Here is a 13,078-nt window from a genome sequence, read left to right as displayed (position 1 = left end):
ACCTTTGAAGATGACCATGCCCGAGATGTGGGACTATATCCACGCAGAACGAATCGACCTTGCCGGAGACCTGTGCAACCTACGAGGGAAACAGTGGGAAACGCCCTCTCTTTGCCCAGGTTGGAGCGTGCACGACGTACTTGCCCACCTCGTAGATACAGCCCACACCGGCAAGCTTGAATTCGCGGGCAAAATGTGGCGGGCCCGGGGAAATTTTCACCTCGCCAACGAAAATGGCATTAAGCGCTGGAAACACGAAGACCCGCGCGAAACGCTGCACGACTTTCTAGAGGCTCGCTTTACGACGAAGCTCCCGCCCGCGCACCCCTCGACACGCCTCGTGGAGATGATCGTCCACGCCGAAGACATCCGCAGACCCTTATCTATCCACGCTGAATACCCCGACCAGCCAATCCACGAGGCGCTGGTGTATCAGCTACGCACCTCCACATCTTTCGACGGAGGCCGCGAGCGCGCCGAGGGGCTACACCTCATAGATTCCGAGAACGGCACCTCCTGGGGCCAAGGTGAAGATGTCAGCGGACGCGCCATTGACCTCTTGCTGGCGGTTTCTGGCCGGGTAATCCGTCCGGACCTGCTGACGGGCCCCGGGGCGCACAAGCTGGCTTAGGGCTGTGGGGTGTCCTGTGCTGGGGTTTCTCCGTTACCGACGCGCTTATCAATTTCCTCACGCACCTGCCTGACCTGCTCAGCCTTGTCAGCGCCGAGCTTCTCAGTAGCGAGCTGTTGAGCCTTATCTAGTACAGCATCGGTCTGGCCCTCGTCGCCGAGGAGGTCTTTTGCCTTGTCAAAGATGCCCATTTCACACCACTTTCTGCGTTGCTACTTGAAAACCGCCCCAGTTCTGGGACTTGGTTCCTTTGGTTCCTAAAGTACACAAATTTTGCCTTATAGCCTGGGGTGATTTGGGGTCTGCGCTCGTCATTATCGACCAACCGAAATTCCGCAATTTTCTGGGCGGTGTTTCCCCAGGTCATTTGTGGCCATATCAGCAAAAATTCTCGGTTGGTCGATAATGCGGGCTAAGTAGCAACAAAAAACCGCCTCCCACACAATGTGGGAGGCGGTATATTCTGTGGAGCATAGGAGAATCGAACTCCTGACATCCTGCTTGCAAAGCAGGTGCTCTACCAACTGAGCTAATGCCCCATTGTTCCGTGGTGCGCCCGGCAAGAATCGAACTTGCGACCTCATCGTTATCAGCGATGCGCTCTAACCGACTGAGCTACGGGCGCTGGGAACGAAATAGAACATTACCCACGATTTGAAAACAAAACAAATCGCCTGGTCAAGGCATGTATTTAGCAACGCATAATGCACCAACATAGCTTGAAAAAAGTTTCGCCCGCACCACCCGAATGAACCACATTCGGGGGTACGGGCGCAGTGCCGAAAGCAAGGGAGCTAAAGCAGCCTTACTTGTCGCTAAGGGTCACGCGAAGGCCACCCAGCAAGTCGGCGACAAGGTTGTAGATCACGGCTGTCAGTGGCGCGAGCACGGCCAGGAGCACGGTACCGATGGCACCCGCCAGCAACGAGGACATGAAGGCGAGGCCGAAAGTAACACCTTGCCCGCCGCCAACTCCACCGATCAGGGAGTTCACCTGTCCGATGATGCCGGCTGCGTCCATGCCTACGTACAAGATGGTGACGGCGATCAGCCAGATCACCATCCCGATGAGACCGAGGATCAACCCCACCTTGAAGGCGGAGGCTGGCGCGATCCGTCGAAGCTCAACTTCTCGAGCTGCCATGTCTACTCCTTGTCAGAATCTGTGGAAGAGTCCACCGAAGAATCAGACTTAGCGGTTGGGGCTCCGGTGGAATCCATTGCTTCCTCCGGGGTCTTTTCACCCTTCGCTACAGCCGTTGCAACCTCTTCGCCTTCGTCTTCGACGTTCTTATCAATTGCCAGAAGCTCGACATCGTCGTCGAGGTCTACCAAGCGTACCCCCATAGTGGCACGAGAGGACGGACGAATCTGGTTTACCTCAGTGCGGATAACCCCGCCAGCTGAGGTGATGGCGAAGATCTGGTCTTCCTCTTCCACGGCGAGGGCACCGATGAGCTTTCCACGCTTCGGGGTGTACTTGAACGTCATTACGCCCATGCCACCGCGACCCTGTGGGTTGTACTCCTCGATTGCGGTGCGCTTGCCATAACCACCCGAGGTGGCCACCAGCAGGTACTCGCCATCGTGCACCACAGTCATTGAAAGCAGCTGGTCATCGCCCTTAAAGCGCATGCCCTTCACGCCGGCGGTGGCGCGGCCCATGGGGCGCAGCTGATCGTCATCGGCCGTAAAGCGGATGGCCTGGCCCTGCTCGGAGACAAGCAGGATGTCGTCGTCTTGGTTAACCAGGGAGGCGCCGATCAGAGAGTCGCCCTCAGACAGGTTGATGGCAATCAAACCTGCGGAGCGGGCGGACTCGTAATCGGTCAAGCGCGACTTCTTCACGCGGCCCTGCTGGGTAGCCAGGACGAGGTAAGGGGCATCTTCGTAGGACTGGATCTGGATGACCTGCGCGATGCGCTCTTCCGGCTGGAATTCCAGCAGGTTAGCTACATGCTGGCCGCGTGCGGTACGGCCTGCTTCCGGCAACTCGAAGGCCTTGAGGCGGTAAACGCGGCCGAAGTTGGTGAAGAACAAAATCCAGTCGTGGGTGGAGCAGATGAAGAAGTTCTTCACAACGTCGTCTTGCTTCAACTCGGCGCCACGCACGCCCTTGCCGCCGCGCTTCTGCGACTTGTAGGCATCGACCTTGGTGCGCTTCGCGTATCCCGTGGCAGTGATGGTCACTACCACGTTCTCGCGCGCGATGAGGTCTTCCTCGGACACATCGCCGGTTGCTGCCACGATGCGGGTGAGGCGCTCGTCGCCGTACTTTTCCACGATCTCTTCGAGTTCGTCGTGCACGATCTGACGCTGACGCTCAGGACGAGCCAGGATGTCCTTGTATTCCTCGATCTCTTCTTCGATGGACGCCAACTCGTCGATAATCTTTTGGCGCTCAAGGGCTGCCAGGCGACGCAGCTGCATAGCCAAGATGGCATCTGCCTGCACCTGATCTACGGTGAGCAGGTCCATCAGGCCGGTGCGGGCCTCGTCGACAGTTGGGCTGCGACGGATCAGGGCGATAACCTCGTCGAGCATGTCCAGGGCCTTGACCAGGCCGCGCAGAATGTGGGCGCGTTTCTCGGCCTCGTCGAGGCGGTACTGGGTGCGGCGCACAATGACTTCGATCTGGTGCTTCACGTAGTAGCGCAGCATCTGATCCAGGCGCAGGGTGCGTGGCACACCGTCGACGATGGAGAGCATGTTCGCCGAGAAGTTCGACTCCAACTGGGAGTGCTTGTACAGGTTGTTCAGCACCACACGTGGCACGGCGTCGCGCTTGAGCGTGACGACGATGCGCATACCCACACGGTCCGAGGTCTCATCCTCGATCTTGGAAATACCAGCCAGCTTGCCATTGGTGACCTGGTCCGCGATGTTCGCGATAAACGCATCCGGGTTCACGCTGTACGGCAGCTCGGTAATGGTGATGACCTGGCGATTGCCGATCTCTTCGATCTCGGTCACACCACGCATACGGATTGAACCGCGACCGGTGGTGTACGCATCCTTGATGCCCTGGTCGCCGACAATCATCGCAGCCGTTGGGAAGTCTGGGCCCTTCACGCGCTCCATCACGGCGTCGAGCGTGGTCTTGTCGTCGGCCTCGTGGTTGTCCAGAATCCAGAAAATTGCCTCAGCCAACTCATTCAAGTTGTGCGGAGGAATGTTGGTGGCCATACCCACGGCGATGCCGGAAGAACCATTCATCAACAGGTTCGGCACGCGCGATGGCAGGACGTCCGGTTCCTGGGTCTTGCCGTCGTAGTTCGGGGAGAAATCCACGGCGTTTTCGCGGATGTCACGGACCATTTCCATGGCCAGCGGCGTCAGGCGACACTCGGTATAACGCATGGCAGCCGGGCCGTCGTAGCCACGGGAGCCGAAGTTACCCTGCCCATCGATCAGCGGGTAGCGCATTACCCATGGCTGCGCGAGGCGCACCAAGGTGTCATAAATCGCCGAGTCACCGTGAGGGTGGAACTGGCCCATCGTGTCCGAAACCGGACGGGCAGACTTCACGTAGCCACGCTCTGGGCGGTAGCCCGAGTCATACATTGCGTAGATGATGCGGCGGTGCACCGGCTTCATACCATCGCGGACCTCAGGAAGAGCACGGCCCACGATCACGCTCATTGCGTAGTCAATGTAGGAAGTTTGCATCTCCTCATTGATGTCAATGGGGTGAATCCGGTCGTATCCGCTGTCGCCGCTGTCGCCACCATTGGTGGTGTCGTCGCTCATTTAGGACCTTTCTTCGAGTTCTAAGACACGCCCATTTTACCCCTTACCTGCCAATTTCACCCTTTCAAACTGGTATCAAAGTGATACCGTATTTCCATGGCTATGACGCTCAGATTAAGCACAGAGGAAGATCGCGCGCTCGTCCTGCTCGCCACCGCGTGGGGCTGCAGCAAGCAGGAGGCGGCCAGGCGTGCGGTGGTCACCACCGCAACGCGTTTGCTTGACGACGAACAACTCGCCACCCTTGCCCGCGACATCATCCCAGGTCACGCAGCCTTAGAAGCCCGCGTCAACCAGGCCCGGACCTCAATTTCCTTCGAGGATTGATCATGAAAGCCTTAAGCTCCGAACAACTCTTGATCGTGGCCGACGAGTTTTGCGCCCACGCGCGCGTGGCTGTGCGTGATTTCTCCGCCCTGGCAGCCATCGCTGCCATACCTGGAGCCAGCTTCCACGGGATCGCCGTACATGCAAGCGTTGAGGCAGCGGCGCGCAGCCTAGAGGCCGCAATCCGAAAGCTGCACCCGTTGACCTCGCGCAATGACGAGTTCGCCACCGCGACCGGGGAGATCTATCGCAGGTGGGCAAACGATAGTTACCTGCAAGAACTCGGCACAGAAAAATTTCTTGCTCGTTAAGTGGCCAGAACCGGACCCAATCTGTTAAATTTGTGATCGTTGTGGTTGCAGTGACTTGAGGGGTTTGAGGGATTCTAGATGCCAAGGTGACTAGAAGAAATGCTGTGGCGGAAGAACTGCAACAACAAAAGCGATTGCTACGGGTGCGATACCCCGTAGCAATCGCTTTTTCGCGCTACAGTAAAGGCTGAATTTCAACTATGGAAGGTATAACCTCATGCCCGAATTGTCCGCGCTTCTCAACGAAGAAAAGCGCCCACACGTTGTCACCGATCTAGCTCAGGTCGCTGAAAACGCAATTGCTGCTCAGTCCGGCGTCATCGGCGTCACCTTGAAGGGTGGCGTGAGTGCCGCCAAGAAGATTGATTCCGACTTGATGGAAAAGATCGTCAACCGCGTGCTGCCCGACCTTCTCGGCGAGCTTCAGCCATATTGGACCGCCTACGAGGCCAATTCAGGGGCCGATTCAGGGGCAAGCAGCTTCGGCGCCTACCTCGCACAGAACGACGAAAAGGTCGTAGATTCCTTCCTCAGCGTCGCCGACCGCAACGCAGAAAAGGCCCCTAACGTGCTGGGTAAGGTTTACAACACGCTGCGGGGCAAGGCCTCCAAGATCGTGGCACCGGCACTCCCTGAATTTGGGGATGCCATTGAAAAGAACATGAAGTAGCTGGTCACATACGCTAATTAGGCCAGTGGGGCGATGTGAAGATCTTCCATGACGCCCACACCTGGCCAGCCAATATAGGGCTCCCGGGACAATGTCGTGGGTTTGTGCACGTGTCCCATGATCCAGGTGGCGTAGTTTTTCTCGCGCAGTTCTGATTCAGTGGCCGGCAGGCAGTTGTTGTTTGTATAGCTGCCGTCGAGCCCGGTGTGGAACACTCCAACATGGCCGGGGCCTGTGGCGGTGGGGAAATCGTCGATAAGCAATCGCTCATCGCGCTTCTTCTTCACATTGACCGCATGAAAAGCCAGCGGAATGCCTGGGACGCGAAGCTCTTCGACGTCGAAGCTTGCGGGGCGGTAGACGCCGTCGATGCGCGGGAAGCGCGTGTGGAATTCGAATCCCTTGGCCACGTCGTGATTACCCCAGATCATCACCACCGGGGTTTGCAAAGTTTGCGTAATCCACCGCATGAGCTCGGCACCTTCGTGCTCGTTGGTTTCGGTGGCGGTGTGACGGTCAAAAAGATCGCCGGCAAACACGACAACCTCGGCCTGACGCGCCTGCAACTCGTCCTTCACCCACTGGCTACCCGGACTATAGGCGGCGCCAAGGTGAAGATCTGCGAATGCTGCGATATGAACCATGGAGCTATTCTAGGACGAGGTGGCACCCGGCAGTTATTCAACAATAAGTGTGAGCACTTCGGCCGTCAGAGCAGGACGTTCTTCCCCTTCGGCTTCGATAGTCACCGTTGCGCACAGCTTTGTATGAGCGCCGTTTTGATCCAGAGCTTCGGGTATCACGCGAGCACGGACCCGAGACCCTGCGCGCACTGGAGCCGGAAAACGCACCCGATCATTCCCATAATTAATGCGAGCCGAACCAACGTCGATGCGATAGAGTTCACCCACCAGCTTAGGAATAAGCGACATCGTCAGGTATCCGTGCGCTATCGGTGCACCATAAGGGCCGGTCCCAGCACGCTTTTGATCCACATGGATCCACTGGTGATCTTCAGTGCAATCGGCAAACGCATCAATGCGCTCTTGATCAATAGTGACCCATTCTCCCGGTCCGATCGTGGTTCCAAGAGCAGATTCAATTTCATTCATCGTCGAAAAAATCACTGGCTGACTCATGCCCTACCCCTTCGGCCCACCAGCAACGTAAAGCACCTGACCGGAAACGAATCCTGCATCTTCACTGGTGAAGAAAGCTGCCGCCGCAGCGATATCCTCCGGAGTGCCTACCCTGCCAACTGGGATGTTCGCTGCTGCATTCGCCTTGTGTTCTTCAAAGCTCACACCAAGGCGATCTGCAGTTTTCGCCGTCATGGCCGTCTCAATGAATCCAGGTGCAATGGCATTTGCTGTAATGCCAAACTTCCCAAGCTCAAAGGCGAGTGCCTTAGTAAAACCCTGGATTCCAGCTTTCGCCGTGGAATAGTTCGTTTGCCCACGTTTGCCCAGCGCACCCGTGCTTGACATGTTGACGATGCGACCCCATCCTTCACTGACCATGTGAGACTGCACGGCACGAGTCATCAAAAAAGCTCCACGCAGGTGCACATTCATCACGGAATCCCAGTCCGAAGCGGGCATTTTAAAGATGAGGTTGTCACGAGTGATGCCAGCATTATTGATCAGGATTGTTGGTGCACCAAGCTTTACGACGATTTCCTGTACAACATTGGTCACCGAATCCTCATCAGTGATGTCCGCCGGAAATGCCGCTGCTGTACCGCCCTCGTTGCTGATTTTTTCTGCCATTTCTGCGCAGGCTTCTTCATTGAGATCAACGATGGCAATGGTGTGACCCGCTTTAGCTAATTTGGATGCGATTGCTGCGCCAATTCCTTGGGCTCCACCAGTGACAATGGCCACGCGTGGTTGGGTAACGGTCATGGAATCTCCTTTATCGAGCTAGTCGGATGGGTCGTCGAAACCGGTTGAGCACCTCATCGGTGTGTTCACCATGCATAGGCGGTGGCGTAGTCATCTGCGGACGCTTCCCGTTGAAAGAGGCCGGGAATGCCACCTGCTTCAACGGCCCCATGTGGTGGTCAACCGTTTGGATCATGCCAATAGCTTCGGTCTGCGGATCGGCATACACCTCGTCGAGATGCTTAATCGGAGTAACTGGTACGCCCGCTGCTTTTAATGTTTCAATCCAATGCTGCGCAGTATTAGTTTTGACGGTCCGGGAAAGCTCCTCCTGCAAACTTCCAAGATTGGTCAGACGGCCTCGGTTGTAAGCGAATTCTTTTCGCTCGGCTAGGTCCGATCGATTAATACTGTGGCACAGCTTCACCCATTGAGCATCGTTGCCTACTGCCACGACGAAGTAATCATCAGAGGAAGGAAAGGCTTGATAAGGAGCCAAGTTCGCGTGGGCCGAACCCAGGGCATGCGGGCGCTGTCCGTTGGCAAAATAGTTCGTGGCCCAATTGACGTGCATGGCCAGTTGGCCCTCATACAAAGAGGTGGTGACGTATTGGCCGCGCCCAGTTTGAGTACGTTCGTACAGCGCTGCAAGCAAGGAGATCGCCCCGAACATTCCAGCGCCTAGGTCGCCCATTGCCCAGCCGGCCTTCATGGGAGCGCCGTCTGGCTCGCCCGTCAATGACATCAAGCCCCCTGCGGCTTGAGCGACAATGTCGTAGCCGGGCTCGTCGCGAAGCGGTCCTTCCTCGCCGAAGGCCGAGATGTGCAAAACCACCAGGTGCGGGTATTGCTCAGAGAGCAACTTATAATCGAAAGTTTTCTGCAGACCGCTTCCTGGGCGGAAGTTTTCCACGACGACGTCGCATTCTTCCAGCATGCTATGAATTGCGTCCTGGCCCTCGTCAGACTTCAAGTCAATGGTGACGGACTTTTTGCCGCGATTGATCGCGAGGTAATAAGTAGCGTCGTCTCCAATAAACGGTGGGCCCCACATCCGCGTTGGGTCGCCTGCGTCGGGGTGCTCTACCTTGATTACCTCAGCTCCGAGGTCGGCCAACATCATTGTGAGATATGGCCCCGCCAGGATCTTCGACAAATCGAGTACCTTGATTCCAGCCAGTGGCTTGGGACCTTGAGCATTCGGATTAAACATGTTCTTTCTACTTCCTCTAGCGCGATTTAGTGTTGATCTCATCTGCCGAAAGTGGGGTTCCTTCAACGATGGAATCCAGATTCTCAAGTGCCCCAGCGTGGAACTCGCCTTCGATGTCATCCAGGTACGCCTGGGCAACAAGGAGTGATCGGTAGTTTCCGTTGGTGCGGATCTCGTTGTCGGCCAAATCAAGGAGCTGGACTGCGATAACGGCTCGAGCGAGTTCGTCGGTGTAGCGTCCGATAAGCATCTGGGCAACATCGTTGTCCATGGCCAGAAGCTCGACTCCCCGTGCTTCCAAGTTCTCCCACCGTGAGATCAACGCCTGGGCTGTTGGCGCGCATTCGTCGCTAAGCGAGCTCAATGTCGCGTGCATGGCTGCCGCTAAGTGCCTGTGTGAATCCATCTTGTTCATGCAGCGCAACACGTCAAGGGCGATGACATTGGAGGAACCCTCCCAGATGGAACCGAGGTGGGAATCGCGCAGCAGGCGTGCAAAGTCCCAGTCTTCGATGTAGCCGTTACCTCCACGAATCTCCATCGCCTCGCCCGTGACCGAGCGTGCGCGCTTGCACACGTAATGCTTAGCCATTGGGGTAAGAAGGCGAATGATTGGAGTTGCGGCCTCGTCGCCTTCGTCGGAGCGCCGCAGTGTATCTGCTGCATATCCGATGAGTGCTAGAGATCCTTCCGCCTCGAGGAAGAGTGGCAACAGTGTGGCGCGCATCAAAGGCTGATCGAAGAGAGCTTTACCGAATACCACGCGATTGCGGGTGTGATCCGCTGCGTCGCGAATCGAACGACGCATCAATGCAGAAGCACGCATCGCATTAGAAAGGCGGGAAGTATTCAGCATTTCAGCCATCTGTCGGAAGCCTCGATCGAGCTCGCCAACCTGGATGGCCCACGTTCCTTCCAGCGTCACGTCACCCGACGGCATGGAACGGGTGCCCAACTTGTCCTTCAGCTTGTTGATGCGGTGGTTGTTCCGCTTCCCGTTCGGCAAAGTCTTCGGAATCATAAACATGCCCACGCCGCGGGTGGAGTTCTCCGGGCCACCTGGGTACTTAGCCAGCGTGATGATGACGTCGGCATCAGGATTTGAGGCGAACCATTTGCGGCCAGTCAGCAGCCAACCCTGGCCGGCTCCTTCGTAGCCGAATGACACATCGTCTTCGCAGAGCTGCGCTCGAGTGTCGGTCTGGGCGATGTCTGTTCCCGCTTGAGGCTCGGTCATAAACATCGCACCGGTAAGCCTGCCGGTTTCCGTCGAGGTCAGTCCGTCGATATACGGGCCAAAGACCTCCGGATCACCGAACATTCGCAGTGTCCTGGCCGCGGCATCGGTCATCGAGACCGGACAGGCTAGGCCGAATTCAGCCTGCACAAAGAGATAGGAGGCGAGGTACTTCACGATGTGGGGAGGTGCAGATTCAAAGCCCGCCACAGGACGATGCGACAAACCAGCAAGTCCGTATTCTTCGTAAGCAGCTGTGTTGAGCTCGAGATAGGAAGGGTGACAGATGACTTCGTCGATACGCTCCCCTTCACGATCAAATTGTCGAAGAACCGGAGGGTTTTTGTCGGCCGTTGTTGCAAGCGGTGCTAATCGTCGTACTGCGTCTTCGCCCAAGTGCGTCAGGTAATCCTCGGTGGTTGAACGAATTTCTGGTCCGATCCAGCGATTCACCACGGCTGCTAATGCGGGATCGCGCTGTGCCCAGTTAGTAGAAGACAGTTCGCTAAGGCCTGCGGTATCTGCGGTGATCGCGTTGGAGAGAGGAGAAACGGAGGTGGTCATTAGGCTGCTTCTTTCTGAGTGGTGGATTGGAAAGCGCTCGATCGGGAAAGCAGGATCTGCATGCAAACGAGCGAGAGAACTGAGTAGAAAACACCGAGGACAACGACTGGCATGATCGAATCAAATCGCATGAGTAGGTACTGCGAGAGATATGGTGCTGTGCCTGCAAAGATCGCAGTTGCGCCCTGGTAAGCAACGGAGATTCCTGTGTATCGGATCGCTGTTGGGAAAACTTGTGCAAGGGTGCCAGCAAGGGCTGCGTAGTACATGGAGTGTGGAACAGTAGCCAGTGCCATGCCCAAAGCAGCGAGTATTGGCTGACCTGTGTTGATCAACAAGAACATCAGAGGCAGGAAGATTACTTCTGGAAGCAGCATCCAGACCATTGCTTTGCGAATATCAATCTTGCTGGCAAGGATTGCGCCGAACGGCTGGACAAGACACTGCACAATCAGCGCGAAAGTGATGACAGTGAGGAAGGTTGAGCGGTCATAGTTCAGATCAGCTGTAGCCCACGACAGCGCAAATGTTGTCTTGATGTATGTCAGAGCAACACCAGCAACGACTGATCCGATACCGAGGAGAACAACTCCCCAGTGGTTACGGAAGACTTCAACGATCGGTGTTTTTTGCTTCTCGTTGTTCTTGGCCAACTGCTGCATTTCAGGTGTCTCGGTGACTTTGAGACGGATGTAAAGGGACACAGCCACTAGGACGATGGAGGCAACGAACGGAATACGCCAACCCCATGATTCGAAGACTTGATCAGACATAAAGGTCAAAAGCAGGAACGTTGCGGTAGCCAACAAGTTTCCAACCGGGGAGCCTTGTTGAGCGAAGGCACCGTAGAGAATCTTCTTGTCCTTTGGCGCAGATTCCGTGGCAATAAGAACCGCACCACCCCATTCACCACCCATGGCAATGCCTTGGATCAGCCTCAAAAGGACCAACAGAATAGGGGCCCAAATGCCAATCATGTCGTAGGTGGGCAGGAGACCGACGCCGACGGTACCTACGCCCATCAGGATCAGCGTAATAACAACGGCATTCTTGCGACCGAACAGATCCCCGAAATGGCCGAAGACAATTCCGCCCAGCGGCCGGGCAATAAATCCGACGGCGAATGTAGCGAATGCCGCTAGTGTGCCCATTGCTGGCGAAACGTCAGGGAAGAACAATTTGCCCAGGACAAGTGCCGAGGCGGTACCGTAAATATAAAAGTCGTACCACTCGATGGTGGTGCCAACGAACGCACTGATTCCAGCTTTCCGTGCTTGCTTTGAGTTGTAAAAAGGTGTGCTGTTGTTGTCCTCAGAGCTCTCCGGCTCGGAGGCCGGTGCTACGGGATTCTGTGTGTATGTCATGTAAGTCTCCATTTATTTGAAGTGTTACCTAGGTCTCATTGCGGTGTAACCTACTATCAACCCCAAAACCTTGCCGTGCAATTACCAAAAAGGAATCAATTAAGACCTCAGAGGAATGAATCGAGGTCGTGAAGTACTTTTAGGAGTAAAAGTGGAATTTCGACAGCTGGAAGCCTTTCTCGTCGTAGCGGAGGAACTGCATTTCGGGCGAGCAGCCGAGCGTTTACACGTCGCACAATCTCCACTCAGCCGCTCTATTCGTGCACTCGAAAGCGAGCTTGGCGTCCAGCTGTTTGACCGCACTACCAGGCAAGTTACGCTTTCCATAGCAGGAGAAGCGATGGTTCCACACGCCCGGATAGTGCTAGCGGAAGTGCAAAAATGCAAAGAGGTTGCCCGGTCCGCAGCCGGAGGTGAAACGGGGGTGGTAAGCATTGGATTCGGGGGTGCTTCTGGTTATCGAGCCCTGTCGCATTTGGTCCGCACTGTGGGTACGGCATTCCCGGGGATTCGACTGGAACCCAGGCCACAGGTTTATTCTGAACATGCTCGAGAACTGATCGAAACCGGTGAAATAGACTTCGGAGTTGTCGCACTTCCCGTCGGTCGTTCGATTCAAGCAATTTCGGTGCGAGATGAAAACATTGTTGTAGCGCTGCCCGCCAGCCATCCCTTGGCATCATCCCCATCAATTGAACTTCCCGATCTAGATGGCGAACCGCTGGTCAGCTACCCCGCTGGTCATGGTTCCTCTGTTCGCGCCCAGGGCATGTCGTTACTTGCCGAGGCTTCAGCAAGCCCGTCCAGAATTTACGAAGCGACTGACCCGTACAGCCTCTTGGCCATGGTCGGTGCGGGTGTCGGGGTTGCCTTGGTAGTCGAATCGACGATGATGATGTCAATGCGCGATGTGGTGTACCGCCCAATAACCAACCTCGAAACCGCGCCAATGCGGATTGGATTGGCCTGGGCAAAAAGGAACCCAAACCCATCGGTCGCCAAAGTTATCGAGTCACTGAATACGCTGAGAGAAGATGCAGGTTCCAAGCCTTCAGACCGTTGATCACGGGAGGTAGAACAGCGAAAATTGACCATCTATGTCTACTTTATGGCCAGATAAGCAATAAT

At 56.0% G+C, this 13,078-nt stretch carries 14 protein-coding genes and 2 tRNA genes; 5 read left to right on the top strand and 11 right to left on the bottom strand.

Annotated elements, in window-relative coordinates; translation table 11 throughout:
• Positions 1–10 precede the first annotated feature (10 nt).
• Positions 11–631 (top strand): maleylpyruvate isomerase family mycothiol-dependent enzyme, encoded by a 621-nt coding sequence (locus ACXZ66_RS00160; protein WP_458751405.1) that lies wholly within the window; start codon positions 11–13, stop codon positions 629–631.
• Here ACXZ66_RS00160 and ACXZ66_RS00155 read toward each other — a convergent pair.
• The 5 genes from ACXZ66_RS00155 to gyrA all read right to left on the bottom strand — a co-directional run bounded on the left by ACXZ66_RS00155 (position 628) and on the right by gyrA (position 4,381).
• Positions 628–822, bottom strand: a complete 195-nt coding sequence (locus ACXZ66_RS00155) for an antitoxin (RefSeq protein ID WP_458749623.1) — start codon at positions 820–822, stop codon at positions 628–630. The genes ACXZ66_RS00160 and ACXZ66_RS00155 overlap by 4 nt on opposite strands.
• Positions 823–1,097: 275 nt before the next feature.
• A tRNA-Ala gene (locus ACXZ66_RS00150) sits at positions 1,098–1,170 on the bottom strand.
• 9 nt (positions 1,171–1,179) lie between these two features.
• Positions 1,180–1,256, bottom strand: a tRNA-Ile gene (locus ACXZ66_RS00145).
• Between the two features lie 180 nt (positions 1,257–1,436).
• Positions 1,437–1,775 carry a DUF3566 domain-containing protein gene (locus tag ACXZ66_RS00140; protein WP_458749621.1) on the bottom strand — a complete coding sequence of 113 codons (339 nt, stop codon included), beginning with the start codon at positions 1,773–1,775 and terminating at the stop codon, positions 1,437–1,439.
• Between the two features lie 2 nt (positions 1,776–1,777).
• Positions 1,778–4,381, bottom strand: coding sequence for a DNA gyrase subunit A (gene gyrA / locus ACXZ66_RS00135; RefSeq protein WP_458749620.1), 2,604 nt, complete (start codon positions 4,379–4,381; stop codon positions 1,778–1,780).
• A gap of 96 nt (positions 4,382–4,477) precedes the next feature.
• Between gyrA and ACXZ66_RS00130 the strand changes: the two genes are divergently transcribed.
• The 3 genes from ACXZ66_RS00130 (at position 4,478) to ACXZ66_RS00120 (ending at position 5,689) form a co-directional block, all read left to right on the top strand.
• Entirely contained in the window at positions 4,478–4,708 is a 231-nt protein-coding gene (locus ACXZ66_RS00130) for a CopG family transcriptional regulator (protein ID WP_458749619.1), read from the top strand.
• Positions 4,709–4,710: 2 nt separating this feature from the next.
• Positions 4,711–5,019 (top strand): TetR family transcriptional regulator, encoded by a 309-nt coding sequence (locus tag ACXZ66_RS00125; protein ID WP_458749617.1) that lies wholly within the window; start codon positions 4,711–4,713, stop codon positions 5,017–5,019.
• A 217-nt stretch (positions 5,020–5,236) separates the two neighbouring features.
• Positions 5,237–5,689 (top strand): DUF6918 family protein, encoded by a 453-nt coding sequence (locus tag ACXZ66_RS00120; RefSeq protein WP_458749616.1) that lies wholly within the window; start codon positions 5,237–5,239, stop codon positions 5,687–5,689.
• A 17-nt stretch (positions 5,690–5,706) separates the two neighbouring features.
• Here the strand turns inward: ACXZ66_RS00120 and ACXZ66_RS00115 are convergent, their stop codons facing one another.
• From ACXZ66_RS00115 to ACXZ66_RS00090, 6 genes are read right to left on the bottom strand one after another with little or no spacing between them, the layout of a single operon-like run.
• Complete coding sequence (locus ACXZ66_RS00115) at positions 5,707–6,333, bottom strand: metallophosphoesterase family protein (protein WP_458749615.1); 627 nt, start codon at positions 6,331–6,333, stop codon at positions 5,707–5,709.
• A gap of 33 nt (positions 6,334–6,366) precedes the next feature.
• Entirely contained in the window at positions 6,367–6,828 is a 462-nt protein-coding gene (locus ACXZ66_RS00110) for a MaoC family dehydratase (protein WP_458749614.1), read from the bottom strand.
• A gap of 3 nt (positions 6,829–6,831) precedes the next feature.
• Positions 6,832–7,593, bottom strand: coding sequence for a 3-oxoacyl-ACP reductase FabG (gene fabG, locus ACXZ66_RS00105; protein ID WP_458749612.1), 762 nt, complete (start codon positions 7,591–7,593; stop codon positions 6,832–6,834).
• A 10-nt stretch (positions 7,594–7,603) separates the two neighbouring features.
• Positions 7,604–8,785, bottom strand: coding sequence for a CaiB/BaiF CoA transferase family protein (locus ACXZ66_RS00100; RefSeq protein WP_458749610.1), 1,182 nt, complete (start codon positions 8,783–8,785; stop codon positions 7,604–7,606).
• Positions 8,786–8,801: 16 nt separating this feature from the next.
• A complete protein-coding gene (locus ACXZ66_RS00095; protein ID WP_458749608.1) occupies positions 8,802–10,586 on the bottom strand; it encodes an acyl-CoA dehydrogenase family protein in 1,785 nt (594 codons plus the stop codon).
• Positions 10,586–11,950 carry an MFS transporter gene (locus ACXZ66_RS00090; protein WP_458749606.1) on the bottom strand — a complete coding sequence of 455 codons (1,365 nt, stop codon included), beginning with the start codon at positions 11,948–11,950 and terminating at the stop codon, positions 10,586–10,588. Before ACXZ66_RS00090 ends, ACXZ66_RS00095 begins: the two co-directional genes overlap by 1 nt.
• 151 nt (positions 11,951–12,101) lie before the next feature.
• Here ACXZ66_RS00090 and ACXZ66_RS00085 point away from each other — a divergent pair, with 151 nt between their 5' ends.
• A complete protein-coding gene (locus tag ACXZ66_RS00085) occupies positions 12,102–13,013 on the top strand; it encodes a LysR family transcriptional regulator (RefSeq protein ID WP_458749604.1) in 912 nt (303 codons plus the stop codon).
• Positions 13,014–13,078 lie beyond the last annotated feature (65 nt).

This window comes from Corynebacterium sp. S7 (assembly GCF_054401105.1).
The sequence above is the reverse complement of the archived record's forward strand: the minus strand, read 5'-3'. Positions and strand labels throughout refer to the sequence as shown.

Bases quoted from the DNA above. Each gene is read 5' to 3' on its own strand.
- ACXZ66_RS00160 (WP_458751405.1), top strand. From the start codon at position 11: ATGACCATGCCCGAGATGTGGGACTATATCCACGCAGAACGAATCGAC.
- ACXZ66_RS00155 (WP_458749623.1), bottom strand. From the start codon at position 822: ATGGGCATCTTTGACAAGGCAAAAGACCTCCTCGGCGACGAGGGCCAG.
- ACXZ66_RS00140 (WP_458749621.1), bottom strand. From the start codon at position 1,775: ATGGCAGCTCGAGAAGTTGAGCTTCGACGGATCGCGCCAGCCTCCGCC.
- gyrA (WP_458749620.1), bottom strand. From the start codon at position 4,381: ATGAGCGACGACACCACCAATGGTGGCGACAGCGGCGACAGCGGATAC.
- ACXZ66_RS00130 (WP_458749619.1), top strand. From the start codon at position 4,478: ATGGCTATGACGCTCAGATTAAGCACAGAGGAAGATCGCGCGCTCGTC.
- ACXZ66_RS00125 (WP_458749617.1), top strand. From the start codon at position 4,711: ATGAAAGCCTTAAGCTCCGAACAACTCTTGATCGTGGCCGACGAGTTT.
- ACXZ66_RS00120 (WP_458749616.1), top strand. From the start codon at position 5,237: ATGCCCGAATTGTCCGCGCTTCTCAACGAAGAAAAGCGCCCACACGTT.
- ACXZ66_RS00115 (WP_458749615.1), bottom strand. From the start codon at position 6,333: ATGGTTCATATCGCAGCATTCGCAGATCTTCACCTTGGCGCCGCCTAT.
- ACXZ66_RS00110 (WP_458749614.1), bottom strand. From the start codon at position 6,828: ATGAGTCAGCCAGTGATTTTTTCGACGATGAATGAAATTGAATCTGCT.
- fabG (WP_458749612.1), bottom strand. From the start codon at position 7,593: ATGACCGTTACCCAACCACGCGTGGCCATTGTCACTGGTGGAGCCCAA.
- ACXZ66_RS00100 (WP_458749610.1), bottom strand. From the start codon at position 8,785: ATGTTTAATCCGAATGCTCAAGGTCCCAAGCCACTGGCTGGAATCAAG.
- ACXZ66_RS00095 (WP_458749608.1), bottom strand. From the start codon at position 10,586: ATGACCACCTCCGTTTCTCCTCTCTCCAACGCGATCACCGCAGATACC.
- ACXZ66_RS00090 (WP_458749606.1), bottom strand. From the start codon at position 11,950: ATGACATACACACAGAATCCCGTAGCACCGGCCTCCGAGCCGGAGAGC.